The organism is Nocardia sp. NPDC004860 (assembly GCF_040609015.1).
Taxonomy (GTDB): domain Bacteria; phylum Actinomycetota; class Actinomycetes; order Mycobacteriales; family Mycobacteriaceae; genus Nocardia.
Map to the genome: position 1 here is coordinate 440,909 of NZ_JBEXJI010000001.1, position 26,994 is coordinate 467,902.

A 26,994-nucleotide genomic window follows, 5' to 3' on the forward strand; every position below is an offset into this window, starting at 1 on the left:
CCGACCACCCGAATCATGCAGCCTGTCCTCATCCTGTCCGTCATTGCCCATACCGCCGCGTGCACCGACATTGTTCATCGGGTTCACGCAGGCCGCGTTACTCGACCCTGCTGGTGGCAGGGCTGTCGGCCCCCGCGGGGGGACCGGTCACGCGCGCTTCCCCAAAGGAGTATTCAGTCCTGCGGGCGGGAGGGCCACTCCGGGCCGCTCACCAGGTGCTCATCGGGCGGTGGCGGCCCCCGGGACGGCGACGACGGTCAGACCCGACCACCGGGCGGGGACGGGCAGCCCGTCCACCACGAGGGCGGTGAGATCGTCCAGTTCCGCGGGGTCCGGCCCGTCGAGCCGGGCCCGGTCGGCGAACAGGTGGGTGACCCATTCGTCGGCGAGGGTCTCGGCGAGATCGGCTCCGGCCCCCGCCAGGACCATTGACGCCCCGACGCCGCCGGCGGCGACCGGTTCGATGAGCGCGAGTGGGTGATCCGCCAAACCGGACCAGTAGGTGCGTGATTCGAAGGTGAGCTCGGACTCGGCCCGCACCCGATCCACCATGGCCGCGACCTCGTCGTAGTTCAGCGACGCCCGGCCCGGCGCCGCGAAGGCGGTGTCATCGCCGCGCAGTGCGCGAATGCGGTGCGCGTAGGTGACCGGCCGCGCCGATTCGGTGGCGACCTCGGCGATCACCGCGGGATCGTCCAGGGCGAGCCAGTCGATGCCGGGCACGGCGACCGGTTTCCCGGCGGTCAGGCCCACCTTCACATCCAGTCCACTGGGCGGCAGCCGGTCCAGACCGGCCAGCGGCACCACCGCCGCACCGGTCTTGAGCACGGCCCAGGTGGCCACGGCCAGGTCGGCTCCCCGGTCCAGCCGCACGGCGACGCCGGTACCGGGGCCGCAGCCGCGCCCGATCAGGAAGCGGGCCAGGCGCGAGGAGCGGGCGTCCAGGTCCCGGTAGGACACCGTCTCCTCACCCCGGACCAGGGCCGGACCGTCGGGGTCGTCCTCGACCGCGGCGGACAGCGACTGCGGCAGCGCCGTGCCGTGCGCGGTGGCGGTCACCGCCGGGGCGGGCGCGGGCAGTGCCCGGGCGCGGGCGCGCTCGGCCGGGCTCAGCAGGTCGATGTCGCCCACCGGCATGTGCGGATCGGCGGCCACCGCGGCCAGGATGCGCACCAGGCGCGCACCCAGGGTCTCGATGGTGGACTCGTCGAAAAGCTCTGTGGCATAGGAGAAGACGACGGCGAGGTCGCCGGGGGTGCCGTCCGCGGCGAGCGGCCCGGCCTCGACGCCGATCTGCAGGTCGAACTTGGCGGCCTCCACCGCCGCGTCCACCCCGGAGACCGATAGGCCGGGCAGCTCGAGCTCGGCCACCTCGTTGTGCTGCAGCGCCAGCACCACCTGCAGCAGCGGATCGGCCTGGCCACGGCCGGGCGCGACCGCCTCCACCACACGCTCGAACGGCACGTCCGCGTGCGCGAAGGCCGCCAGATCGGTTTCGCGGGCGGCGGCCACCAGATCGTCGAAGGAGGCGGCGGGATCGACCGTGCTGCGCAGGGTGAGGGTATTGACGAACATGCCGACCAGGCCGTCGAGCACCTGCTCGCCGCGCCCCGCGATCGGGGTGCCGACGACGATGTCCGCGCTGCCCGACTGCCGCGCCAGCAGGACCGCGACGGCCGCGTGCATCACCATGAACAGTGACGCATTGTGGCGGCGCGCAATGCGATTCAGCTCGGCGTGGATCTCGGCGGGCACCACGTAGTCGACCAGCGCGCCCGCCATGGACGGCGCCGGCGGGCGGGGCCGGTCCAGCGGCAGCAGCGGCCGCGCGGGCAGACCGGCGAGCTGTCCGCGCCAGTAGTCCACCTGCGCCGCGGCGACGGAATCCTCGTCGGTGTCCGAGCCGATCACCGCGTGCTGCCACAGTGCGAAGTCGGCGTACTGCACGGGCAGCGGCGCCCAGCCGGGCGTCTCGCCCGCGGCGCGCGCGGTGTAGGCGATCATGAGATCGCGGGCCAGCGGCGCGAAGGAGGCGCCGTCGGCGGCGATGTGATGGGCGACCAGGATCAGCAGGTAGTCGTCGGGCGCGTCCCCGGTGAGCAGTCGCATGCGCACCGGAACCTGGTGCGCGACATCGAATCCGGCGTAGATGAGCTCCTGCACCCGCGCGCCGATGTCCCGGGCGCGCTCCGTCTCGAGACCACCCGCCAGCGCCTCCGCGACCGAGAGCACCTCCTGATAGGGAGCGCCGCCGGGGCCCGATTCCGGGTAGCGGGTGCGCAGCACCTCGTGGCGGGTCAGGACGTCCTCCGCGGCCCGTGCCAGGGCGGGCACGTCGAGAGTGCCGGTGAGGCGGATGACCATCGGGATGTTGTAGGCCGGGGACTCCGGGTCCAGCTGATTGAGCACCCACATGCGCTGCTGTGCAAGGGAAAGCGGGACGCGCGCCGGCCGCTCCCCCGCCACCAGCGGCGGACGCGCACCGGTCGCGGTGCCCGGCACGATCCGGGCGGCCAGACCGGAAACCGTTGCGGTCTCGAAGAGTTCGCGCACCGAGACGGTGGCTTCCAGCGCTTCGTTGATCCGCGAGACCGCCCGGGTGGCGATCAGCGAGTTGCCGCCCAGCTCGAAGAAGTCGTCGTCCGCGCCGACCCGGTCCGCGCCGAGCAGATCCGTGAAGACGCCCGCCACGATCTCTTCGATCGGGGTCGACGGCGCGCGGAAACGCCGGGGCTCGAACACCGGGGCGGGCAGTGCCCGGCGGTCCAGCTTGCCGGAGGCGTTGAGCGGGAAGGCGTCCATGACCGCGATCGAGGAGGGCACCATGTAGGCCGGAAGCAGCTGCGTCAGAGCGGCTTTCACCAAGGTAGGATCGACCTCCGCGGCGGGCTCGCGGGCCACGTAGCCGACCAGCTGCTCACCGCCCTGCGCGTCGGCGCACACAACCACGACCGACTGGGCCACCCCGGGCTGGGCCAGCAGGGCCGCCTCGATCTCGCCCAGTTCGATGCGCAGGCCGCGCAGTTTCACCTGGAAGTCGGTGCGGCCCAGGTATTCCAGTTCGCCGTCGGCACGCCACTTCACGAGGTCGCCGGTGCGGTACATGCGCGCCCCGTGACCGAAGGGGTCGGCGACGAACCGGTCGGCGGTCAGGTCCGGGCGGGCCACATAGCCGACGGCCAGCTGGTCACCGGCCAGATACAGCTCACCCGCGACGCCGGGGGCGACCGGTCGCAGCCGCGAATCCAGCACGTAGAGAGCGGTATTGAAGACCGGCCGGCCGATCGGCACCGACACGGTGTCGGCATCGGTCACCTCGTGATAGGTGACGTCCACCGCGGCCTCGGTCGGACCGTAGAGGTTGTGCAGTCGGGCGGTGGTCAGCTCCCGTAGTCGCTGCGCCGTCGGCGCGGGTAGCGCCTCGCCGGAGGCGAACACCTGACGGAGTTCGATTGCCCTCCGCTCCGCTCCGGGCGGGTTGCTCTCACCCAGTGCCGCAAGGAAGACCGCGAGCATGGACGGCACGAAATGCACGGTGGTGACGCCATGTTCGGCGATCGCCTGGGCCAGGTACACCGGATCGCGGTGGCCGTCCGGGGTGGCGAGCACCAGGCGCGCACCGGTCTGCAAGGGCCAGAAGAACTCCCACACCGAGACGTCGAAGGTGGCCGGAGTCTTCTGCAGCACCACATCCGCGTAGGTCAGCCGGTACTGCGCCTGCATCCAGACCAGCCGATTGACAATGGCGGCGTGACTGACGGCCACGCCCTTGGGCCGGCCGGTCGAGCCCGAGGTGAACAGGACATAGGCCGGGTGCCCCGGCCGCAGCGGACGGGTCCGTTCGGCGTCCGAGATCGGTGTGCTCGTCCACCGGGTCCGCGCCCGCTCCTCGGCCTCCTCGACGAAGCGGGCGGGAGTGCCGCTCCCGCTGTCGAAGCCGTCCCGCCGGGTGGTCAGCACCAGGCGCGGCGCGGCGGTACCGAGAATGTGCTCGTTGCGGTCGAGCGGCTGGTCGGGGTCCAGCGGCAGGTAGGCGGCGCCGGTCATGAGGACCGCGTACATGGCCACCACCAGCTCGGTGGAGCGCCGGATGGCCAGGGCCACCGAGGTTTCCGGCCCGGCCCCGTAGCCGTCGATGAGTTCGCGGGCCAGCCGGCGGGCGCGGTCGGCCAGTTCCCGATAGGTGAGGCGCTCGTCCGCGCAGACCAGTGCCACGGTATCCGGAGTGTCGGCGACCTGCGCCTCGAACATCGAGAGCAGGGTCGGCGCGACATCGTTCGGCAGGCCGGCCGCGGCGGTGACGTCGAAGCCGGTGGCGTTCCAGTCGGTCAGGACGCGGCGGCGTTCCTCGGGCGCGAGCAGGTCGAGATCCCCGACGGGCGCACCCGGGTCGGCCGCGACCAGTTCCAGCACGCGGGCGAAGCGGCGGGCGAACGACGCGATGGTCGGCTCGTCGAAAAGGTCCAGCGCATAGGAGAATTCGGCCGCCATCCCGGTGCCGTCGCCGCGCTCGTCCACCGTCTCCTGCACGGTCAGCTGCAGGTCGAACTTGGCGAAGGGCACCTCGAGGTCGGTGCCGGAGACGGTGAGCCCGGGTAGCCGGAATTCGGCGGGCGCCAGGTTCTGGAACGAGAGCATCACCTGGAACAGCGGATTGCGCGCCTGCGACCGGGCCGGGTCGAGCAGGTCCACCAGTCGTTCGAAGGGCACGTCGGCGTGGCCGAAGGCGCGGACGTCGATGTCGCGCACCAGGTCCAGCAGGTCGGCGAACCCGGCGGCGGGATCGACGTCGGTACGCAGCACGAGGGTATTGACGAACATGCCGATGAGGTCGTCCAATTCGGCCTCACCGCGCCCGGCCACGGGCGTGCCCACGGCGATGTCCCGGGTGCCGGACAGCCGAGCCAGCAGGACCGCGAGTGCCGTGTGCACGACCATGAAGGTGGTGCCGTTGTGGCCGCGGGCCAGCCGGCGCACGGCGGCGTACACGTCGTCGGCGAGTTCGAAGCGGTAGGTGCCGCCACGATACGAGGCGACCGGCGGGCGCGGGCGATCCGACGGCAGCACCAGTTCGTCGGGTAGCTCGGCCAGTGTCTCGCGCCAGAAGGCGATCTGCCGTGCCAGCGTGGAGTTCTCGTCGTCCTCGGCGCCGAGTGCCGTGCGCTGCCACAGGGTGTAGTCGGCGTACTGCACCGGCAGCGGAGCCCAGTGCGGCGCGGCCCCGGAACTGCGGGATACGTACGCGGTCACCAGGTCCCGGGTGAGCGGGCCCATGGAGAAGCCGTCGGCGGCGATGTGGTGCACCACGCCGACCAGCACTTGCTCGCCGGGTCCGAGGCGCAGCACCCGCAACCGGATGGGCGGGGTGGCGGTGACGTCGAAGCCCGTCCCGCCGAGTGCCAGCACCCGGGTGGCCAGCTCCGCGGCATCAATGTCCTCGACCGGCAGGTCGGGTATCGCACGGGGATCGGTCAGCGGCAGCACCTGCTGATAGCCCTCGCCGTCCACCTCCGGGTAGACGGTGCGCAGCACCTCGTGCCGCTCGACCAGGTCCCGGACGGCGGCGCGCATCGCCTCGAGGTCGAGTTCGCCCGAGAGCCGCACCGCGAGCGGCACATTGTCGACCGCGCTGTCGGGTGCAAACCGATTGAGGAACCACATGCGCTGCTGCGCATAGGACAGCGGCACGCGATCGGGCCGCGGCCCGGATACCAGTGCGGGGGCGGTGTTCCCGGCCGCCTCCCCGGCCAGCAGCGCGGCCAGGTCGGCGACGGTGGACGCCTCGAACAGCACGCGCACCGGAACCCGCAGGCCCAGCGCGGTACCGATGCGGGCCACGGCCTGGGTGGCCAGCAGCGAGTTGCCGCCCAGCTCGAAGAAGTCGTCGTCGGAGCCGACGCGCAGCGGCTCGGCGCCGGGCGGGGTGAGCAGGCCGGAGAAGACCTCCGCGACAGCGGCCTCGGCGGCGGTGGCGGGGGCGCGGAAGGCCCGGGTGGTGAAGACCGGTTCCGGCAGCCGCTCGCGGTCGACCTTGCCGACCGGGGTCAGCGGGATCTCGTCGAGCACCATGATGGCGGCGGGAACCATGTACGCGGGCAGGGATTCTCCCGCGAAGTCCGCCAATTCCACGGTGTCCAGGTCAGTTCCGGGGCTGGGCAGCACATAGCTGACCAGGGCGGCGGCGCCGGTGGGCAGGGTGGTGCCCAGGGTGACCGCGAAGTCCACGCCGGGGTGCGCGGTGAGGGCGCTGTCGATCTCGCCGAGTTCGATGCGCAGACCACGGATCTTGACCTGGAAGTCGGTGCGGCCGTGATGTTCGAAGTTCCCGTTCTCCAGGCGTTTGACCAGGTCGCCGGTCCGGTACAGCCGCTGCCCGGGTTCGCCGTAGGGTCCGGCGACGAAGCGTTCCGCGGTCAGCACGGGCCGGTTCAGATAGCCCGCGGCCAGTGCCGGTCCGGCCAGATAGAGTTCGCCGACCACGCCGGGCGGCACCGGCCGCAGGCCCGCGTCCAGCACGTACGCGCCGATGCCGGGCAGCAGGGTGCCGATGTGCGTGCCGCCGCCGCGCGGCAGCGCCGCGGTACCGGTGGACAACGCGGTGACCTCGGTCGGGCCGTATTCGATATGGAAGTCGCGGTCGGGGGTGATCCAGCGGTCCACCAGGGCGGGCGGCACCCGCTCGCCGCCGCACATGATGGCGCGCAGGTCCTGCGGGACAGCCGGATCCAGCGATTCCAGCACCGCCGGGGTGATACAGATGTGGGTGATCCGTTCGCGGCGGAGCAGCTCGGACAGCTCGTGGCCGCCGAACACGTCCGGCGGCACCACGACCAGGGTGGCGCCCGCGGTGAAGGCGTACAGCATCTCGACGATGGAGAAGTCGAAGCTCGGGGTGGTGAGCTGGGTGATGCGGGAATCCTCGGTCACCGCACGGCTTTCCCGGCGGGCGGCCAGTCCGGCCAGCCCGGAGTGGGTGATGGCCACCCCCTTGGGCTTGCCGGTCGAGCCCGAGGTGTAGATGACGTAGGCCAGGTGCTGCTCGGTCAGCGGCCGGGTGCGGTCGGCGTAGGAGATCGGGTGCGCGGGCCGGGCCGCGATGCGCTCGGCCCGGGTGGGATCGTCGAGTTCGATCCAGTAGGCCGCGGTCCCGAGCCCGGCCCGGTGGGTCGCCAGGGTGACACCGAATTTGGCACCGGAGTCGGTGAGCATGTGCTCGATCCGGTCGCCCGGATAGGTCGGGTCCACCGGCAGATAGGTGGCGCCGGTCTTCACGATGGCCCACATGGCCAGCACCGATTCCACCGAGCGCGCGATGCCCATGGCCACCACATCACCTGGGCCGATGCCCAGGGCGATGAGTTCGCGCGCCACCCGCGAGGACTGCTCGTCGAGCTCCCGGTAGGTGAGTTCGCGCTGGTCGGAAGGGTTTCCGGTGGGATTGAAGCTGATGGCGACGGCATCGCCGGCGGATTCGACTGCCGCGGTGAGCAGTTGACCGAAGAAGGGGCTGCCGGACCGGCGGCGTCTGCTCCCACGGACTGATCTACGGGTTGTATCCATCCGTGTTGTCCACCTCACACGTCCAGCAATCCACACACGTCGAATTTCTTCGACAGCCCGGGCCGACGAACCGACTCGCCCGGGCGAACCGGCACAGCATAGCCGCGCACAGCAGCTACGGCGGCTCGAACTGGAGGGACTATCGGCGGCCCGGCCCCGGCGTTGCACCATGTGACCTGCACCATAGCGATTGCTGTTCGCTACTACTCGCGCCGCCGGGAGGTGGATCCGGCGGCGCGACCACGACCCGCTAGCGCTCGGCTATTCGGGCAGGACGAGCACGGCGGCGTCCGTCCAAAGCTCGGCGGCCGTCGTCGGCGCGTCGAGCGCCACGGCCCGAAGATCCTCGAGCGGAGCGGGATTCAGCTCGCCGAGGCGATCGTGGTCGGCGAAGACGTGGGTGACCCACTCGTCGGCCAGCGCCTCCGAGAGATCCGGTCCGGCCGAATTCACCAGGACCACGGAGGCTCCGACCGCGCCCGCCGCGACCACTTCGATCAGGGTCAGCGCCGAATCGGCCGCACCGTGGTGGAAGGTGCGCGACTCGAAGGTCAGGTCGAGGGCGCGGGCCCGGTCCACCGCGGCGGCCAGGCCGTCGTAGGTGAGTGTCCGGTCCGCGGCCGCGTAGGCGATGTCGGTGCCGCTCAGTGCGCGAATCCGGTTGGCGTAGGTGACCGGTCGCGCCGATTCGGCGGCGATCTCGGCCGCCGTCTCGGAGTCGTCGAGCGACAGCCACTCGATGCCGCGCACGCTGTCGGGCGCGGTGCCGACGGTGATGCCGACCTTCACATCCCGGCCCGGGACTTCCGCGGCGGCGAAGGGCACCACCATGGTGCCCGCCTTCAGCACCGCCCACACCGCGACCACCTGGTCGACGCCGCGGTCCAGGCGCAGTACCACGCCGGTGCCCGGACCGCTGCCGCGGGCGATGAGCACCCGGGCCAGCCGGGAGGAGCGGGCGTCGAGTTCCTGATAGGTGAGCGCCTCGTCGCCCCACACCAGCGCCGGGCCGTCCGGGTCGTCCTCGGCGGCGGTGGTGAGCACCTGGGCCAGGGCGGCACCACGCACGCCGAGCCCGGCGGGTTCCGGCGCGGGCTGCGACAGTGCCTGCACCGCAGCGGATTCCGCGGCGTCCGCCAGCACGATGTCGCCGACCGGCAGCTGTGGATCCGCGGCGACCGAGGTGAGCACCCGCTCGAGGGCCCCGCCGAAGGACTCCATGGAGGATGCCTCGAACAGCTCGGTGTCGTAGTTGAGGATCACGGCCAGCTCACCCGCAGCGCCCGCCGCGCCGGGGCGCGGTTCCACGCTGATCTGCAGATCGAACTTGGCCGTCGCCAGCTGGGTATCGACCGCCGCCACCGTGAGGCCCGGCAGCTCCAGCACCGGGGTCTCGGTGTTCTGCAGCGAAAGCACCACCTGCAGTAGCGGATTCGCCGCGGTCCGGCCGGGCGCGACGAGTTCGGCGACCCGTTCGAACGGCACGTCCGCGTGGGCGAAGGCCGACAGGTCGGTCTCGCGGGCCCGCTCGACCAGCTCGTCGAACGGCGCGGCCGCGTCGACCCGGGTACGCAGGGTGAGGGTGTTGACGAACATGCCGACCAGATCGTCGAGCGCGCGCTCGCCGCGCCCGGCGACCGCCGTGCCCAGGACGATGTCGGCGCTGCCCGACAGCCGCGACAGCCAGGCCGCCACCGCCGCGTGCACCACCATGAACAGCGACGCATTGTGATTGCGCGCCAGGCGATTCAGCCCCGCGTGCACCTCGGCGGGCAGGGTGAAGTCGAGCAGCGCGCCGCGCATGGCGGCCGCCGCCGGACGCGGCCGGTCCAGCGGCAGGATCGGGCGGTCCGCCAGTCCGGCCAGCTGCTCACGCCAGAACGCGACCTGCGCGGCGGCGGGCGAGTCCGCGTCGTCCTCGACGCCGATGGCAGCCCGCTGCCACACCGCGTAGTCGGCGTACTGCACCGGCAGCGGCGCCCACGCCGGGGCCTCGCCGGCGGCGTGCGCGAGGTAGGCGGTCATCAGGTCGCGGGCCAGCGGGGCCATGGAGGCGCCGTCGGCGGCGATGTGGTGGGCCACCAGGACCAGCAGGTAGTCGTCCGGGTCGTCGCCGGTGATCAGGCGCACCCGCACCGGAACCCGCTGGGCCACATCGAATCCGGTGCCGACCAGCTCGGCGACCCGGGCGCCGATATCGCCGGACCGCTCCACCTCGAGGCCGTGCGGCAGCACATCGGCGACCGAGAGGATCTCCTGGTAGGCCGGTGCGCCCGGAGCCGATTCGGGGTAGCGCGTACGCAGCACCTCGTGGCGGGTCAGCACATCCTCGACGGCGTGCCGCAGGGCGGGCACATCCAGGGCGCCGGTGAGGCGGATGACCATCGGAATGTTGTAGGCCGGGGACTCCGGGTCCAGCTGATTGAGCACCCACATGCGCTGCTGTGCAAGGGAAAGCGGGACGCGCGCCGGCCGCTCCCCCGCCACCAGCGGCGGACGCAGCCCCGTCGCCGCCCCCGGCACGATACGCGCCGCCAGGCCGGAAACCGTTGCGGTCTCGAAGAGTTCGCGCACGGCCACATTGGCGTCGAGGGCGGCGTTGATGCGGGCCACCGCGCGGGTGGCGATGAGCGAGTTGCCGCCCAGCTCGAAGAAGTCGTCGTCCGCGCCCACCCGGTCCGCGCCGAGCAGTTCGGCGAAGACATCGGCCACGCTCTCCTCGATCGGGGTCGAGGGCGCGCGGAAGGTCTTGGCCTCGAACACCGGGGCCGGGAGCGCCTTGCGGTCCAGCTTGCCGGAGGCATTGAGCGGGAACGCGTCGAGCACCACGATGGCACTGGGCACCATGTAGGCCGGAAGCGCCCGGGCCAGACCGGCTTTCAGCTCCTCGGCGGTGGCCTCGGTGCTCACCACGTAGCCGACCAGCTGGTCACCGGTGTGCGCGTCCGCGCGCACCACCACGACCGACTGCGCGACGCCCGGCCGCGCCAGCAGCGCCGCCTCGATCTCACCGAGTTCGATGCGCAGACCGCGCAGCTTCACCTGGAAGTCGGTGCGGCCCAGGTACTCCAGCTCACCCGCAGCATCCCACTTCACGAGATCGCCGGTGCGGTACAGCCGTTCACCCGTGCCGAACGGATCGGCCACGAAGCGATCGGCGGTCAGGTCGGGCCGTTCGACATAGCCGCGCGCCAGCTGCACACCGGCGAGATACAGTTCGCCCGCGACACCGACGGGCACCGGATTCAGGCGCGAATCCAGCACGTAGACACGGGTGTTGAAGACTGGGCGGCCGATCGGCACCGACACCGTGTCGGCCTCGGTCACCTCGTGATAGGTGACGTCGACCGCGGCCTCGGTCGGACCGTAGAGGTTGTGCAGCCGCGCACCGGTCAGCTCCCGCAGCTGCCGCGCGGTGGGCGCGGGCAGCGCCTCACCGGAGGCGAACACCTGCCGCAGCGCGCGGCCCGCACTCGCGAGCTCGCTGTCGTTGTCCAGGGTGGCGACGAAGGCCGACAGCATGGAGGGCACGAAATGCGCTGTGGTGATGCGCTGTCCGGCGATGATCTGCGCCAGGTACACCGGATCGCGATGCCCGTCCGGCTTGGCGACCACCAGGCGCGCACCGGTCTGCAAGGGCCAGAAGAACTCCCACACCGACACGTCGAAGGTGGCCGGAGTCTTCTGCAGCACGGCGTCTTCCGCGGTCAGCGCGTACTCGTGCTGCATCCACGCCAGGCGGTTGACGATGGCCCGGTGCTCGACGGCGACGCCCTTGGGGCGGCCGGTCGAGCCGGAGGTGAAGATGACGTAGGCGGTGTGCTCCGGCCGCAGCGGCCGGACGCGCTCGGCATCGGTGATCGGCGCGCCGCTGTGCGACCCCGCCGCGGCCTCCGCCCGCTCCACCGTGACCGTCACGACATCGCGTGCGCCGGAGTCGAATTCGTCCCGCTCGGCGGTGAGCAGCAGACGCGGGCGCGCGGTGTCGAGAATGTGGCCGATGCGGTCGAGCGGCTGGTCCGGGTCCAGCGGCACGTACGCGGCGCCGGCGTGCAGCACCGCGTACATGGCCACGACCAGTTCCGTCGAGCGCCGCAGGGCCAGCGCCACCAGCGATTCCGGCCCCACGCCCTCGGCGATGAGCAGCCGCGCCAGGCGATTGGCCCGTTCGGACAGCTCGCGATAGGTGAGGGTCTCGTCCGCGAAGCTCAGCGCGACGGCGTCCGGGGTGGCCGCCGCCTGCGCCTCGAACCGCGAAACCAGGGTCGCCGCAGCGCCTTCCGGCAGCGTCGCCGCCACGTCGAAGGCGGTGGCGTTCCAGTCGCCCAGCACCCGCTGCCGTTCCCCCGCGGAGAACAGCGCGAGATCGCCGACCGGGGCGGCCGGGGCAGCGGTCACCGCGGCGAGCACTCGCTGGAAGCGGGCGGCCAGCTCGGCGACCGTGGCGACGTCGAACAGGTCCAGGGCGTAGGAGAATTCGGCGGCCAGGCCGGTGGCGTCGCCGTGCTCGTCGTGCGACTCCTGCATGGTGAGCTGCAGGTCGAACTTGGCGAACGGGATCTCGAGGTCCGCGCCGGCCACCGTGAGCCCCGGCAGTTCGAGGCGGGTGGGCGCCATGTTCTGGAAGGTCAGCATGACCTGGAACAGCGGATTGCGGGCCTGCGAGCGGGCCGGGTCCAGCAGTTCCACCAGGCGCTCGAACGGCACGTCTGCGTGGCCGAAGGCGCGCACGTCGGTCTCGCGCACCCGTGCCACCAGGTCCGCGAAGGAGACGGCCGGGTCGATGTCGGTGCGCAGCACCAGGGTGTTGACGAACATGCCGATGAGGTCGTCGAGTTCGGCCTCACCGCGGCCGGCCACCGGCGTGCCGATGGCGATGTCGCGGGTGCCGGAGAGCCGGGCCAGCAGCACGGCCAGCGCCGAGTGCACCACCATGAACAGGGTGGTGTTGTGCGTCTCGGCGAAATGCCGGGCGGCCGCGTAGATCTCGTCGTCGATGCGGAAGGAGTGGGTACCGCCGCGGTAGGAGGCGACGGCGGGCCGCGGCCGATCCCAGGGCAGTACCAGTTCGTCGGGCAGGTCCGCGAGGGCCTCGCGCCAGTAGGCGATCTGGCGGGACAGCGCCGAGTCCGGATCGTCCTCGCTGCCCAGCGATTCCCGTTGCCACACCGCGTAATCGGCGTACTGCACCGGCAGCGGGGCCCACTGCGGCGCGGCACCGCGCATGCGCTCGGCGTAGGCGGAGACCAGATCGCGAGCCAGCACGCCGATCGAAACACCGTCGGCGGCAATGTGATAGATCGCGGCCACCAGCACGTGCTCGTCCGGTGCGAGCCGCAGCAGGCGCAGCCGCAGCGGCGGCGCGGCGGTGACGTCGAAGCCGGCGCCGACCACCTCGGCCACCCGGGCCGGGATCTCGGCGGCGTCGATGTCGGCGACCGGCAGTTCGGGTAGCGCGCGCGGATCGCCGGCGGGCAGCACCAGCTGGTAGCCCTCGCCGTCGACCTCCGGGTAGATGGTGCGCAGGACCTCGTGGCGCGCAACCAGATCCGCGGCCGCGGCGCGCATGGCGTCCACGTCGAGGGCGCCGGACAGCCGTACCGCGAGCGGCATATTGTCGACCGCGCTGTTCGGGTCGAAGCGGTTGAGGAACCACATGCGCTGCTGCGCGAACGACAGCGGCACGCGGTTCGGGCGGGGCAGCGAGCCGAGCGCCGGTCCGGCGGCGGCCGGTGCCGATTCGCCGTCGAGCCGCCGGGCCAGCTCGGCCACGGTCGAGCCCTCGAACAGCACGTGGACCGGAACCCGCACACCGAGTGCGGTGCCGATGCGCGCGGCGGCCTGTGCGGCCAGCAGCGAGTTGCCGCCGAGTTCGAAGAAATCGTCGTCCGCACCCACCCGCGCGTCCGGGTTGTCCGGAATCAGCAAGGCGGCGAACACTTCCGCGACGATCTCCTCGGCGCGGGTGGCGGGGGCCCGGAACTCGCGGGCCGCGAAAACCGGTTCCGGCAGGGCATTCCGGTCCAGCTTGCCGACCGGGGTCAGCGGAATCTCGTCCAGCACCAGCAGGGCGGCGGGCACCATGTAGGCGGGCAGCGATTCGCCGACGTGCGCCGCCAGCGCCGCGGTGTCCAGGGTCGCGCCCGGCCGCGGCAGCACGTACGACACCAGCGCGGTCGCGCCGGAGGGCAGCGTCTTGCCCAGTGTCGCAGCGAAATCCACGTCGGGGTGCGCGCTCAGCGCATTGTCGATCTCGCCGAGTTCGATGCGCAGGCCGCGGATCTTGACCTGGAAGTCGGAGCGGCCCAGGTACTCGATGACGCCCGGGTTTTCCGATTCGGCGGGGGTGCGGCGCACCAGGTCGCCGGTGCGGTACAGGCGTGCGCCCGGCGTGCCCGCGGCCTCGCCGAAGGGACTCGCCACGAAGCGTTCCGAGGTCAGCCCCGGCCGCCCCTTGTAGCCCTGCGCCAGCGCCGGACCCGACAGGTACAACTCGCCGACCACGCCGTCCGGCACCGGCCGCAGGCGCGAATCCAGCACGTACGCACCGACACCCGGGATGGCCGAGCCGATGGTGATCGGCTCGCCGGGCAGCAGCGGGGCGCTCGAGGTGGCGAGAATGGTCGCCTCGGTGGGGCCGTAGCCGTTGTAGAAGGAACGGTCGGCGGTCGCCCAGCGCGACACCAGTTCCGGGCCGAACTTGTCACCGGCCACCACCACGGTGGTCAGCTCGGTCAGCCCGGCCGGATCCACCGATTCCAGTGCGCCCGGGGTGATCAGCACATGGGTGACGGCCTCGCGGCCCAGCAGCTCGGCCAGTTCCACGCCGCCGAAAACCCCGGCCGGTGCGATGACGAGGGTCGCACCGGCGGTGAAGGTCAGCAGCAGTTCCAGCACCGAGACGTCGAAGCTCGGCGAGCAGACGTGCAGCACACGCGAATCCGCGGTGACCGCGTAGTGCTCCCGCTCGGCGGCCACCAGCCCGGCCAGGCCGGTGTGGGTGACCACCACGCCCTTGGGCTTTCCGGTCGACCCGGAGGTGTAGATGACATAGGCCGGATGCTGCTCGGTGAGCGTGCCCGGCCGGTCGGCGTAGGAGATGGGGTGATCCGGGTGCGCGGCGATGCGCTGCGCGTGCGCCGGATCGTCCAGTTCGATCCACTCGGCGGCGGTGCCCAGCGCGGCGCGGTACTCCCGCGTCGTCAGGCCCAGCACCGCGCCGGAGTCGGTGAGCAGGTGTTCGATGCGATCGGGCGGATAGGCCGGATCGACCGGCACGTAGGCGGCGCCCGTCTTGGCGATGGCCCAGACCGACAGCACCGATTCGATGGAGCGGGTGATGCCGATCGCGACCATGTCGCCGGGGCCGACGCCGCGGCCGATCAATTCCCGGGCGAGCTGCGAGGACCCGGCATCGAGTTCGCGGTAGCTGATTTCGCGCTGGTCGGCCGGGTTTCCAGTGGGATTGAACCGGATGGCGACGTCGTCGGCGGCGGACTCGACCGCGGCGGTGAGCAACTGCCCGAAGAGTGGGCTGCCGGACCGACGCCGACGATTACCGCGAGCTGTACGGCGGGCAGTATCCATTCGCGTGCATTCACCTCTCGGGTTCATCTTTTCCGCAGGCCGAAGACACTCGGCCCGACCCACGAAAAATGGCGTCTTGTTCCCTATGGATCGCCAACGGGTGAGCGGATCAAACAATCATATCGATGCTCGCGAGCGGCCTCGAGCGGCCCGAGCACAGTGACTATCGCTGAGCAGCAATGATTGTTGCTATGAAGTGACTTGCGCCACAGCGGTTCAGAGCCAGCCGCGGCGTGTCGCCTGCACGCCGGCCTGGAACCGCGTGCTGGCGCCCAGGCGCTCGAGCAGACTCGCGGTGCGGCGCACCACCGTTCGGCGCGAGAGGCCGAGCCGGCGGGCGATGGTGTCGTCGGTGGCGCCCATGCTCATCAGCGTCAGGATGGCCTTGTCGCGCTCGTCGAGGGCTTCGGCCGGGTTCACCGAGATCGGCGTGGCCATCAGCCACAGCGAGTCGAAGGTCTTGACCAGCAGGTCCAGCGTGGGCGACGGGCCGACGCGCACGCCCATGGGGTCGCCGCGGCGCTCGTCGGTGTGCAGCACCAGCACCGCGCGCCGATCGTCAGCGACGATCAGCTTCATGGGCGGGTCGGGCAGCGTACGCGCTTGCGCCCCAATCGCATTGGTGGACAGGACGTGGCGCAGCCGCTCCGGGTCCTGGTAGATGGTCTCCTGGTACAGGGTGCGGTAGGCGATGCCCGCGGTGATACGCGAGGACTTCAGCTCGAACATCCGCTCCTCGGTCTCCACGTCGGAGAGGAACGGGCCGCGCTCCACCACCTTCACGCAGGCGTGCGCGGTGTGCTGCAGGTCCTCGAAATCGGCCAGCAGCTGGCGGCGTTCATAGACCGCCACCACCGCGCCGTCGGCATCGGTGGTGCGGCGCACCGAGCGGAAGGTCTCGCCCAGGCGTGCGGCGGCCGACTGCATGCGCAGCATGTCCTGATTGCGCCGGCGAGTCTCGGCCTCCGACAAGGCTTCCGGCGCATGCGCGTCGAACCGCACCACGCCCTTGCCGTCGGTGAGGCGCACCGCGGCCTCGAGCTGGCACAGCGCCTCCAGCGCGGCCTCGGCCACGCGCGGCGGGATGGCCAGCCGCTCGGCCACCTCGAGCACGGTCGAGCGCGGGTGCTGCACGAGCACCGCGTAGGAGCGGCCGGGCACGGAGGCCGGGTCGAAGAGTTCGTCCAGTGTCGTCACCGCACCCACTGGCGGGCGCCGGTCCGGAAAGCGTCCGGTCGAGGGCAGCGGTGAACGGTCTACTGGTCCGGTCCCCACTGCTGCTGCATGAGAACGCCCTTGCTGGCTAGCCATGGCAGCGGATCCATCTTGTTGTCGGCGGCGTCCCAGATCTCGAGGTGCAGATGGGGACCTGTGGAGTTTCCGCGGTTTCCCACGGAGGCGATGACATCGCCGGCGTTCACCCGCTGGCCGACGGTCACGTACATGTCGTTGACGTGGCCGTAGACCGCGGTGGTGCCGTCGTCCTGCTTGACGCGCACCCAGAGGCCGAAGCCCGCGGCGGGGCCGGCGGAGATGACCTCGCCGCCCATGACCGAGCGGATCGGCGTGCCGATCGGGTCGGCGAAGTCGATGCCGTAATGCATTGCGCCCCAGCGCATGCCGAAGCCGGAGGTGAGCTGGCCGTCGACCGGCTTGACCACGTTCGGGCCCGGGTTCAGCTGCTGCTGGAGGTTCTTGAGGGTCTGCTCGGCCTGCTGCAGCGGCGCGGAGATCTCCGGCGGCAGGTTCTGCAAGCCGAACGGGGCCGGGTCGGGCGTGGTGGCCGCGATCGGCTGAGCCTGCGGGGTCTGCGCCGCGGGGGCGGAGTCCCTGGCCTGCTTCAGATCGAGGTCGGCCTGTTCGACCGGGGCGACGTCCTCGCCGATGGTGGCGGGCTTCTCGTCGTGCGTGGGTAGCAGCGGCGCGGCGTGCGCCAGGGCCGGGACCAGCTGGGTTCCGGTGCCGATCAGGGCGCCGGCGGCGACGGCCACACCCGCGGCGGTCTTCACGCGCTCGGCGGTGGAGGGTTCGGCCCGGTGGCGTCGGCGCGACAAGGTGACAGTGCTGCCCACACCGGAATCACCGAGTAGTTCCATGACTGTGACAGAGTTCGCGGTCGTTCGATGGTGCGGCACTGCAAGTCCTAGCGTTCGGTGGGTCCGGTAACGATTCGGCATCGCTGTGACGGAAACTGTACTCGCTCGTGACCAATTCGCAACCTTTTGTGCGATAACGCCAGGTCGAGTACTCGAACCCTCGGTCACAAACCGTAACCGAAGGCGCACACTGGCGAGATGGTTCTCGACGAGTTGGATACGCCGATCGTTCTTGCCCCCATGGCGGGCGGACCGTCCACCCCCGAACTGGCCGCCGCCGTGACCGAGGCCGGCGGGCTGGGCTTCGTGGCCGCCGGATACCTGCCCGCGAGCGAATTGGCCGACCGGATCAAGGCCACGCGGGCGCTGACCTCCGGAGCGTTCGGGGTCAATCTGTTCTATCCCTCCGAACCGAGTCCGACCGACCGGTTCGATACATATATAAGGACGCTGGCGGCCGAGTTCCCGCTCGGCGAGGCCCGCTACGACAGCGACGGCTGGGCCGCCAAGCTGGACCTGCTGATCGCCGATCCGGTGCCGGTGGTGTCCACCACCTTCGGCTGCCCGACCGCCGGGGAGATCGCGCGCCTGCACACGGCCGGGTCCGAGGTGTGGGTGACGGTCACGACCGTGGCCGAGGCCCGGCAAGCGGTCGCCGCGGGCGCGGACGTGCTGATCGCACAGGGCGCGGAGGCGGGCGGGCACCGCGGCGTCTTCGTCGACGATCCGGCCGACGACCTCACCGACCCGCTGGGGCTGCTGGCCCTGCTGCAACTGCTGCGCGCCGCGGTGGACACACCGATCGTGGCGGCGGGCGGCATCGCGACCGGGGCGGCGGTCGCGGGGGTGCTGTGCGCGGGCGCGGCGGCGGCGCAGCTCGGCACCGCGTTCCTGCGCTGCCCCGAGGCCGGGACCGCGCCGGTCGCCCGGGACGCCATCGCCGAGCCGACACCGACCATGCTGACCCGCGCCTTCACCGGGCGGCGGGCGCGCGGGCTGCGCAACCGGTTCATGGTGGAACATCCCGACGCTCCGGTCGCCTACCCCGAGATCCATTACGCCACTGGACCTTTGCGGGCGGCCGCGCGGGCGGCCGGCAATGCCGACGAGGTGAATCTCTGGGCCGGTCAGGCACATTCGCTGACGCCCGAGCTACCGGCGGGCGAGCTGGTGCGCACACTGTCGGTGGATGCGAAAAATGCTCTGGAACGGGTACTTTCGCTGCGAATTCAGAGTTATTGACAACGTTTTTCATCTACAATCGGCTGACACCTTCCGCCATCCCATGAGGAGAGCGATATGTCACTCGACGTACCTACCGCACTACTCGAGCGCGCCGAACGCGGTGAAGTCAGCGACGCAGAGTTCGTCGAATGCGTCCGTAATTCGCTGCCCTACGCCTACGAGGTCGTCAGCCGGGTAGCCGCCGATCTGCGTTCCGGCACGGCGGAATACGCCGACAACACCATTCCCCCGCCGGACGAGACCGCCCGCGGCCAGCTGTTGCGCGCCATGGCCTCCGACGCCATCCGCGGCGGCCTGGAACGCCACTTCGGCATCAAGCTCGCCTTCCAGAACTGTCACCGGGTGGCGGCCTTCCCACTCACCTCGGTCGGCGGCGACACCTACACCACCTTCATCTCCACCCGCGCCCAGCTGCTCAACCAGAGCCCGGAACTCCGCAACTGCTGAGCGCACCACCCTGATTCGGCGCGACCGGCCAACCCGGCCGCGCCGATCCGTGTGCGCACCCGGCACACCCGCGATCCGGTTTCAGCGGCGGCGCGAACGAAACCTCTTGACCTCACGCCACCCCAGCCACACGAACACCGCCAGCGGTGCGACGAATACCACCAGCGCGACGATGGTCGCGACGAAATCCGTCACACCGCCCTTGGTCTCGGTGACCAGCACGTCGATACCGGCCGCCGTGAAGAGCCCGAAGAACGCGATGAGCAACACCAACAGGATCCACCACAACACCCGGCCGGCGCTGATCCGTACAGGCCGTACCGAATTCCCCGCGCCTACGGCGTGACTCCCCATTGCCGCGCCGTAGGCCGGCATGCCGTCACCGGGCAATCGCGCGACGACTCCCGGATGAGCCGTTGCGCTCCAGGACATTCCGGCGGAGACGACCGGCGGCTGTCCAGAATGGGGTCGAGGCACACGTTCGGAGACCGGCCCGGCCATCGATCCCGGCATACCGCCGGGCGGCGTCGTCGCGCCCCAGACCAGGTCACCGGAACCGCCCGGAGTCGGTGCGCGGTCTCGGGGTTGCGACGGATAGCCGGCTCCGGCCGTTCCGTTCCCCGACCGGCCGGGCGGTGGCGGCATCGCACCGCCTGGGATTCCGCTGTACGGGGTCGCGCCCGCGGCCAACCCACCCGGTGGAGGTGTGAGCACGGTCGGGATGCGGTTGCGGGGCGAGGATGTGGAAGCCCCGGGCGGCGTCGGATACTGCCGCCCGCCCGCCGCGCCATAGCTCGGAAACGGTTCCGGGCTATCCCATTTGGCAGTCGGCGGGGCCGGGCCGGTGCGCGGGGCGGGCCGGGAATCCAGAGCGGCGCGGGCGGCCGCCGCCAGGGCTCCGGCGCTCTGGAAGCGGTGGTCCGGGTCCTTGGCCAGGCCGCGCGCGATGACGGCGTCGAGGGCGGCGGGGATCAGCGAGTTGTGGTCACTGGCGCGGGGCGGGTCGGTGGTGAGGTGGGCGGCCATCTGCTGGACGGGATCTGCCTGGGTGAAAGGCTTGGCGCCGACCAGGGTTTCGTAGAGCAGGCAGGCCAGCGAGTACACGTCGGAGCGGAGGTCTTCGGCGCCGGAGTAGCGCTCGGGAGCCATATAGGCCCAGGTACCCACTGCCACACCGGTACTGGTGATGGTGGCCTGGCCGACTCCCCGGGCGATGCCGAAGTCGATGAGGTAGGCGAAGCCGCTGGGGAGGGTGAGGACGTTGGAGGGCTTCACATCCCGGTGCACCAGGCCCGCCCGGTGCGCGATGTCGAGGGCTTCCGCGATCTGGGTGATGAGGTCGACCGCGCGGTCGGGCGGGAGCGAGCCCACCTCGCGCAGGGTCTTGCTCAGATCGGAGCCTTCGATCAGCTCCATGTCGATGTACAGGCGGCCGTCGAGTTCGCCAAAGGCGTGGATGGGCACCACATGCGGTCCGCGCAGTCGTGCGGCCAGCCGGGCCTCGCGTTCGAACCGCCGCCGGTAGTCCTGGTCGCTGGCGAGCTCGACGGGGAGCAGCTTCAGCGCGACTTCCCGTTCGAGGTGCGTGTCCTCGGCCAGCCACACCTGGCCCATGCCGCCCCGCCCGATCAGTTCGACGAGTCGATAGTGGCCGAGATCGCCTGCCCCCGGCACCTGTCCTCCCCCATGCTCTGCCGCGTACTGCGAGGTGCCCAGCATACGACCCCGGGCGGGGAATCACACGGTTCCGAATCCCCCGAATCGCTGTCGGCTCAGGCCTCCTGGAGCCTGCGCTTGAGCACCTTGCCGGTGGGGTTGCGGGGTAGTTCGGCCAGGAAGACCACCTCGCGGGGGACCTTGTAGCGGGCCAGATTGGCCTTCACGAAGTCCTTGATCTCGAGCTCGCTGAGCTGGTGGCCGTCGTGGACGACCACGAAAGCCTCGAGGCGCGCACCGAATTGCTCGTCGGGGACGCCGAGGACGGCCGCCTCCCGCACCGACGGATGGGTGTAGAGCAGTTCCTCGACCTCCACCGGGAAGACGTTCTCACCACCGGAGACGATCATGTCGTCATCGCGGCCGTCGATGAAAAGCCGGCCCGCGCTGTCGAAGTGGCCGACATCGCCGGAGGACATCAGGCCGCGGATGACCTCCTTGTGGCCGCCGCCGGTGTATCCCTCGAACTGAATGGTGTTCCCGACGAAGATGCGGCCGGTGGCCCCGGCCGGCACCCGGCGGCCCCGATCGTCGAGGATCTCCACCCGCGCACCCAGCACCGGCCGGCCCACACAACCGGGCTCCGCGGCCAGGTCCTCGGGCGTGGCGATGGTGGCGTAGGCGACCTCCGTCGAGCCGTACAGGTTGTAGACGACCGGCCCGAAGGCCGCCGTCACCTCCCGGCACAGGTGCGCGCCCAGCTGGGAGCCCGCGACGAAAATAATGCGCAGCGCCGACAGATCGTGCCCGGTGAGCGCGCGGCCGCCCAGGTCGATCATGCGGGCCAGCATGACCGGGACGACGATCGCCGTGGTCGCCCGGTGCCGCGCCATGGAGTCGATGGCGGCCTGCGGGTCGAACCGGCGGCGGATCACCAGGGTGGACCCGAAGCCGAGAGTCAGCATGGCGCAGGCGAATCCGAGCGTGTGGAACATGGGGGCGCAGCACTCGGTCACCTCGTTCACCCGGAACGGGACCTTGGACAGCAGACCGCCCAGCGACAGCAGGGATTTCGGCTCGGTGCGCGGCGCGCCCTTGGGGGTGCCGGTGGTGCCGCTGGTCAGCAGGATGATCTTGGGCTCGGCGCCGGGCGCGGGCGGCGCGTCGGGCGAGCCGGTCTCGATGAGGAATCCGAGGCTGTCCTCGCGTGGCTGCTCGGTCCAGGCCCGGTAGCTGCCGCGCCGCGGGCTCACCTCGTCGAGCATGGGCGCGTACTCGTCGTCGTAGACGAGCAGGTCGGTGCCCTCGCGGGCGGCGACATCACGAATCTGCGGGCCCGCGAAATCGGTATTGAGCAGGATGATGCGGGCCCCGCACTTGGCGGCCGCGAAGACCGCGTCCAGCAGGCCACGGTGATTGCGGGCCAGGATCGCCACGCCCTCATGGGGTTTCAGGCCGCGCTCACGCCAGGCGTTGGCCAGCCGATTCGACCGGTCCTCCAGTTCGGCGAAGGTCAGCTCGCCCAGCTCGTCGATGACCGCGACCCGACCGCCGTACCGGGCCGCCGACAGGCGCAGCCCGGCCGCCAGCGTGCCGTAGCGCAGCATGGCCGTGGCCGCCGACAGCAGCACCGCCGGTGATTCCAGCCGGGCCAGCCCGGCCTCCAGCACCAGCCGCGCCGATTCCGCCTCCAGGTAGGCCCGCTCGCCCACCGACCTGATCAGCCCGAGCGTCATGCGCGGCCACCCCCGGCCCGCGTGATCGGCGGTACCTTCCTCGCCGTGACCGGCCGTGCGGCCTGCGCGCGTGTCGATTCCACCCGGACCTCCTCGTCCACCCCTGCAGATTGCGGGCATCTGCCCTCAAACTAACGGTACGGACCCGGAGCCGCGACCGGAACCTCTCTGCCGCAGGCTCCGTCCGGGTCGTGCCTATAGTGGCGACCGTGACAGATCCGTTGTCGGCGAACCGGCGGAACTGGGATGCCCGGGCGGGCATTCACGCCGCCAGCAGCTTCTACCGCGACCGGGATTCCAGCTACTGGTTCGCGCCGTTCGAATGGGACGCCCTAGGCGACGTGCGCGACCTCGACGTGGTGCACCTGCAATGCCATCTCGGCACGGAGACAATCGAATTCGCGCGGCGCGGGGCCCGCGCGGTGGGTCTGGACTTCTCGGCCGAATCGGTGCGCCACGCCCGCGAACTGACCGGGGACGCGGTCGACTACGTCTGCGCGGACGTCTACCGCGCGCGGGAAGCTTTGGGCGAGCGCACCTTCGACATCGCCTACACCGGCAAGGGCGCGCTCTGCTATCTCCCCGACCTGCCCCGCTGGGCGCGCGAAGTCGCCGGCCTGCTGCGCCCGGGCGGCCTGCTCTACCTGGTGGAATTCCATCCGCTGCTGCATGCCCTCGGCCCCACCCCGCCACCGGGTGTCGACCCGGGACAGCTTGTACTGCACGACGATTACCTCGCCGGCCGCGGCGCCCGGCGCCGCGACAGCGCCCACACCTATACCGACGGCCCCGACCTCAGCACCGACACCACCGCCTACGAATGGCGCCACGGCCTCGGCGAAGTCATCAACGCCCTGCTGGCGGCGGGCCTGCGCATCACCGGCCTCACCGAGACCGACACCCTCCCGTGGCCCCGCTGGCCCCAGATGATCCGGACCGAAACCGGCTGGTGGCGACTCCCTCCCACCGACCCCATCATCCCGGTGCTCTACGGCCTGTCCGCGGTCAAGGACGCCTAGCCCGCAACGACATTGGCCGCTCACGAGATCCGGAAGGCCCGGCGGTACGCGCCCGGAGTCGTCCCCACCTGCGCACGGAAACGACGGCGCAGGTTCACCGCCGAGACGAGACCGACGCGAGTCGCGATGGCGTCCACCGGCAGGTCCGTGTCCTCCAGCAGCGTGCGGGCCGCCGCCACCCGGCGCGCGAGCAACCACGCACCCGGGCTCGTGCCGAGCCGATCGTCGAAGCTGCGGGCCAGCGTGCGGGGCGAGACATTGAGGTGAGCGGCCATGTCGCGCACCGAGAGTGGGGAACCGAGCCGGTCCTCCACCCAGTCGAGCAGGCCGTCCAGCATGTCGGAGGGCGGGGGCGTCGGCGCGTATTGGGTCTGGCCGCCTTCCCGGTGCGGCGGCATCACCATGTGCCGGGCGAGCAGTGCGGCGTGGGCGGCACCGTGATCGCGGCGGACCAGGTGCAGGCACAGATCGATGCCCGCGCCCGCACCGGCGCTGGTGGCGACGTCGCCGTGGTCGACGTAGAGGACGTCCGGCTGTACCCGAATCCGGGGAAACTCCGCCTGCAGCCGGTCGGCGCGCGCCCAGTGCGTGGTGGCAGCCCTGCCGTCCAGTAATCCGGTGCGCGCCAGGGCGAATACCCCCTGGCAGATCGTGACGATTCGAGCACCGCGGCCGTGCGCCCGCAGCAGCGCGCGACGCACGCGGTCGGAGAGCGGCGCCTCCACCGGCGTCCAGCCCGGAATTATCACCGTGTCGGCGGAGGCCAGCGCCTCGAGCCCGTCCGCCACATCCAGCGAGTACCCGGCCGTCGTGGGCACCAGTCCCGGCGTCTCGGTGCACACCCCGAATTCGTAGTGGTTCGGCACACCTTCCCGTTTCGTGCCGAATACCTCTGCGGCACAGCCGAGCTCGAAGGTCGACTGGACCGGCCGCACCAGAGCCGTCACGCGATGCATGGCAGAAAAGTACCCCACAATGTCTTTTCTGACACTGTGCCGCCCATGCCGCGCACGGCACCGTGGTCGGCATGACTTCCGAAATCCTCACCCAGCCCGGCTATACCTGGGCCTCCGTCACGGAATCCCCTGTGCGCGAGATTTTCCCGGGCATCCGGGTGCGTACCCTCTGGACGGGACCGAACGGCGCGAGCGCCAATGTCGTCGAGCTGGACCCGAACGCCTCCTGGCACGGTCGCGACTTCCATGAGCCCGGTCCCGAAGAGGTGTACGTGGTTTCGGGCGTCTTCAACGATGGCGCGCGCGACTACCCCGCCGGAACCTTCCTGCACGCTCCTGCCGGTTCCTGGCACGTCCCCTCGACGGTCACCGGCTGCACCCTGTTCGTCTTCTACCCGGAGGGCTAGCCGAACCGGGATTGTCCACTTTCGACCATGACGCGTCCCCTTTCGACCTCGCCCGGGCCACCGCCGCAGGCCAGCATGGAAAGCGTCGATCCGACCACGAAAGGACCAGGTCATGGCCACCCAGATCACCGACCCCGCCCAGCTGCCAAGGGTTTTCGAGGAGCGCCTGAACGCGGGCGACGTGGCGGGGGTGCTCTCGCTCTTCGCCCCGGGCGCGACCATGCGCACCACCACCGGAGCCGTCATTTCCGGCTCGGATGCCCTGCGTCAGGAGATCAGCGGCACGGTCGCCGCCCGCGGACAGCTCACCAACAACAGCAAGCATCTGCTGATCGGCGGTGACGCGGCCCTGCTGGTCACCAACTGGACCCTGGAGATCGACGCGCCCGACGGCACGCGGGTCTCCCCCACCGGCACCACCGCGAATATCGCCCGGCGGCTCGAGAACGGGGAATGGCGATTCGCCGTCCTGAACCCGCTCGGGACGGCGTGAAGCGCTGCGACACAGCGCATTCGACCGACCGGCGGGTGCGCCCTCCTGCCGAGGGCGCACCCGGGTGGGTCAGGACAGCGTGACGACGGTCAGCGAGCCGTCGGCGTGCTGGGCACGCAGGCGCTTCTTGTCGAACTTGCCGACACTGGTCTTGGGGACCTCGGCGATGAAGCACCAGTGCTCGGGCAGCTGCCACTTGGCGAACTTGGGGGCCAGGAAGTCGCGCAACTCTTCGGGTTTGGCCTCGGTGCCCTCGACCAGGACGATGGCGACCAGGGGGCGCTCGTCCCACTTCGCGTCCGGGATACCGATGACGGCGGCCTCGGCCACGGCCGGGTGCCCCATGACGGCGTTCTCCAGGTCCACCGACGAAATCCATTCGCCGCCGGACTTGATGACGTCCTTGGAGCGGTCGACCAGGGTGAGGTAGCCATTGGGGCTGATCTTGCCGACGTCGCCGGTGCGCAGCCAGCCGTCGTGGAACTTGTCGGGATCGACCTCGCCGCCCGACGGCGCGTAGTAGGCGCCGGTGATCCACGGGCCGCGAACTTCCAACTCGCCCAGGGCTTCTCCGTCGTTCGGCAGCACCGAACCGTCATCGCCGACCAGGCGCGCCTGCACGCCGGCCGGGAAGCGGCCCTGGGTGTAGCGGTAGCTCCAGGCCTCCTCGCCCTCGGCGCCGGCGGGCGGGTGCGCCACCGAACCCAGCGGCGAGGTTTCGGTCATGCCCCAGGCGTGTAGCAGCTTCACGCCGTGCCGCTCCTCGAAGGCCCGCATCATCGACGGCGGGACCGCCGCGCCGCCGACCACACAGGTACGCAGGTGCGAGATGTCCTGCGGCTGCGCCTGCAGCCCGGCCAGCACGCCGCCCCAGATGGTCGGGACCGCGGCGGCGAAGGTCGGCTTCGCCTCGGCCATCATCTCCAGCAGCGGTGCGGGCTGCAGGAAACGGTCCGGCATCAGCACATTCGCGCCCGACATGAGCGCGGCGTACGGAATGCCCCAGGCATTGGCGTGGAACAGCGGCACGATGGCCAGCACGGTGTCGGCGGCGGTGAAACCCATGCCGTTGGGCGAGATCACCTGCATGGCGTGCAGCCAGTTCGAGCGGTGCGAGTAGACGACGCCCTTGGGGTCGCCGGTGGTGCCGGAGGTGTAGCACATGCCGGCGGCGGAACGCTCGTCGACGACCGGGTAGTCGTAGGTGTCGGGCTGGGCGTCGAGCAGCTCCCGGTAGGAGTGCACGGTGACGCCCTCGGGGGCCTGCAGCGCGGCGGCATCGCCATTGGCGACGATGACGTGGCGCACCGTCTTCAGGTTCGGCAGGTACTGCGCGAACATCGGCAGCAGCGAGCCGTCCACGATGACGACCTGATCCTCGGCGTGGTTGGCCACGTACACCAGCTGCTCGGGGAAGAGCCGGATGTTCAGTGCGTGCAGCACGGCGCCCATGGCGGGCACCGCGATGTAGGCGACCATGTGCTCGTTGTTGTTCCACATGAACGTGCCGACCCGGTCACCGACGCCGATACCCAGGTCACGCAGGGCATTGGCGAGCCGGGCCGCGTCCTGGCCGATCTCGCGATAGGTCTGGGTGCGTAAGCCGTCACCGGTCCAGGTGGAGACGTGGCTGTCGCCCTGGAAGGTGGAGGCGTAGCGCAGCAGTGTCGCGAGTGACAGCTGCTCGTCCTGCATGGTGCTCAACATTTCCCAACCGCTCCTTGCATGTACCTACTGGAGAGTGAACTGAGTCACTTGCGGCGAGCCTAGCCGATTCGGACATACACGGGCC

General features: G+C 70.9%; 13 protein-coding genes. 5 read left to right on the forward strand and 8 right to left on the reverse strand.

Translation table 11 applies throughout. The features are described from left to right. Positions 1-219: 219 nt before the first annotated feature. The 4 genes from ABZV44_RS01840 to ABZV44_RS01855 all read right to left on the reverse strand — a co-directional run bounded on the left by ABZV44_RS01840 (position 220) and on the right by ABZV44_RS01855 (position 17,243). A complete protein-coding gene (locus ABZV44_RS01840) occupies positions 220-7,560 on the reverse strand; it encodes an amino acid adenylation domain-containing protein (protein ID WP_354830647.1) in 7,341 nt (2,446 codons plus the stop codon). 261 nt (positions 7,561-7,821) lie between these two features. Beyond that, the gene (locus ABZV44_RS01845; protein ID WP_354830649.1) at positions 7,822-15,078 is read right to left on the reverse strand and encodes an amino acid adenylation domain-containing protein; all 7,257 of its coding nucleotides are present in this window, start codon (positions 15,076-15,078) and stop codon (positions 7,822-7,824) included. Positions 15,079-15,363: 285 nt separating this feature from the next. Next, positions 15,364-16,344 carry a helix-turn-helix transcriptional regulator gene (locus ABZV44_RS01850; protein ID WP_354830651.1) on the reverse strand — a complete coding sequence of 327 codons (981 nt, stop codon included), beginning with the start codon at positions 16,342-16,344 and terminating at the stop codon, positions 15,364-15,366. Between the two features lie 59 nt (positions 16,345-16,403). Next, on the reverse strand, positions 16,404-17,243 hold the full coding sequence (locus ABZV44_RS01855; RefSeq protein ID WP_354830654.1) for a M23 family metallopeptidase: 840 nt from the start codon (positions 17,241-17,243) through the stop codon (positions 16,404-16,406). Between the two features lie 198 nt (positions 17,244-17,441). Between ABZV44_RS01855 and ABZV44_RS01860 the strand changes: the two genes are divergently transcribed. Together ABZV44_RS01860 and ABZV44_RS01865 are read left to right on the forward strand one after the other, a co-directional pair. Next, complete coding sequence (locus ABZV44_RS01860) at positions 17,442-18,485, forward strand: nitronate monooxygenase (RefSeq protein WP_354830657.1); 1,044 nt, start codon at positions 17,442-17,444, stop codon at positions 18,483-18,485. Between the two features lie 57 nt (positions 18,486-18,542). Continuing rightward, positions 18,543-18,935, forward strand: coding sequence for an SCO5389 family protein (locus ABZV44_RS01865; RefSeq protein ID WP_354830660.1), 393 nt, complete (start codon positions 18,543-18,545; stop codon positions 18,933-18,935). 81 nt (positions 18,936-19,016) lie between these two features. Here ABZV44_RS01865 and ABZV44_RS01870 read toward each other — a convergent pair whose 3' ends face one another. Beyond that, positions 19,017-20,609 carry a protein kinase gene (locus ABZV44_RS01870; RefSeq protein WP_354830663.1) on the reverse strand — a complete coding sequence of 531 codons (1,593 nt, stop codon included), beginning with the start codon at positions 20,607-20,609 and terminating at the stop codon, positions 19,017-19,019. Between the two features lie 98 nt (positions 20,610-20,707). Further along, positions 20,708-22,327 carry an acyl-CoA synthetase gene (locus ABZV44_RS01875; RefSeq protein ID WP_354830665.1) on the reverse strand — a complete coding sequence of 540 codons (1,620 nt, stop codon included), beginning with the start codon at positions 22,325-22,327 and terminating at the stop codon, positions 20,708-20,710. A gap of 209 nt (positions 22,328-22,536) precedes the next feature. On the opposite strand from ABZV44_RS01875, the gene ABZV44_RS01880 reads away from it, so the two are divergent. Next, on the forward strand, positions 22,537-23,346 hold the full coding sequence (locus tag ABZV44_RS01880; protein WP_354830668.1) for a class I SAM-dependent methyltransferase: 810 nt from the start codon (positions 22,537-22,539) through the stop codon (positions 23,344-23,346). Positions 23,347-23,366: 20 nt separating this feature from the next. On the opposite strand, the gene ABZV44_RS01885 is transcribed toward ABZV44_RS01880, so the two are convergent. After that, positions 23,367-24,302 carry a helix-turn-helix domain-containing protein gene (locus ABZV44_RS01885; protein WP_354830671.1) on the reverse strand — a complete coding sequence of 312 codons (936 nt, stop codon included), beginning with the start codon at positions 24,300-24,302 and terminating at the stop codon, positions 23,367-23,369. A 71-nt stretch (positions 24,303-24,373) separates the two neighbouring features. Here ABZV44_RS01885 and ABZV44_RS01890 point away from each other — a divergent pair, with 71 nt between their 5' ends. Together ABZV44_RS01890 and ABZV44_RS01895 are read left to right on the forward strand one after the other, a co-directional pair. Then, positions 24,374-24,709 (forward strand): cupin domain-containing protein, encoded by a 336-nt coding sequence (locus ABZV44_RS01890; RefSeq protein WP_354830672.1) that lies wholly within the window; start codon positions 24,374-24,376, stop codon positions 24,707-24,709. Between the two features lie 112 nt (positions 24,710-24,821). Further along, positions 24,822-25,202, forward strand: a complete 381-nt coding sequence (locus ABZV44_RS01895; RefSeq protein ID WP_354830674.1) for a nuclear transport factor 2 family protein — start codon at positions 24,822-24,824, stop codon at positions 25,200-25,202. A 69-nt stretch (positions 25,203-25,271) separates the two neighbouring features. Here ABZV44_RS01895 and ABZV44_RS01900 read toward each other — a convergent pair whose 3' ends face one another. Continuing rightward, positions 25,272-26,909: a long-chain fatty acid--CoA ligase gene (locus tag ABZV44_RS01900; RefSeq protein ID WP_354830677.1), complete on the reverse strand. Its 1,638-nt coding sequence runs from the start codon at positions 26,907-26,909 to the stop codon at positions 25,272-25,274. Positions 26,910-26,994: the final 85 nt, after the last annotated feature.

Bases quoted from the DNA above. Each gene is read 5' to 3' on its own strand.
- ABZV44_RS01840 (WP_354830647.1), bottom strand. From the start codon at position 7,560: ATGGATACAACCCGTAGATCAGTCCGTGGGAGCAGACGCCGCCGGTCC.
- ABZV44_RS01855 (WP_354830654.1), bottom strand. From the start codon at position 17,243: ATGGAACTACTCGGTGATTCCGGTGTGGGCAGCACTGTCACCTTGTCG.
- ABZV44_RS01860 (WP_354830657.1), top strand. From the start codon at position 17,442: ATGGTTCTCGACGAGTTGGATACGCCGATCGTTCTTGCCCCCATGGCG.
- ABZV44_RS01865 (WP_354830660.1), top strand. From the start codon at position 18,543: ATGTCACTCGACGTACCTACCGCACTACTCGAGCGCGCCGAACGCGGT.
- ABZV44_RS01875 (WP_354830665.1), bottom strand. From the start codon at position 22,327: ATGACGCTCGGGCTGATCAGGTCGGTGGGCGAGCGGGCCTACCTGGAG.
- ABZV44_RS01885 (WP_354830671.1), bottom strand. From the start codon at position 24,302: ATGCATCGCGTGACGGCTCTGGTGCGGCCGGTCCAGTCGACCTTCGAG.
- ABZV44_RS01890 (WP_354830672.1), top strand. From the start codon at position 24,374: ATGACTTCCGAAATCCTCACCCAGCCCGGCTATACCTGGGCCTCCGTC.
- ABZV44_RS01895 (WP_354830674.1), top strand. From the start codon at position 24,822: ATGGCCACCCAGATCACCGACCCCGCCCAGCTGCCAAGGGTTTTCGAG.
- ABZV44_RS01900 (WP_354830677.1), bottom strand. From the start codon at position 26,909: ATGTTGAGCACCATGCAGGACGAGCAGCTGTCACTCGCGACACTGCTG.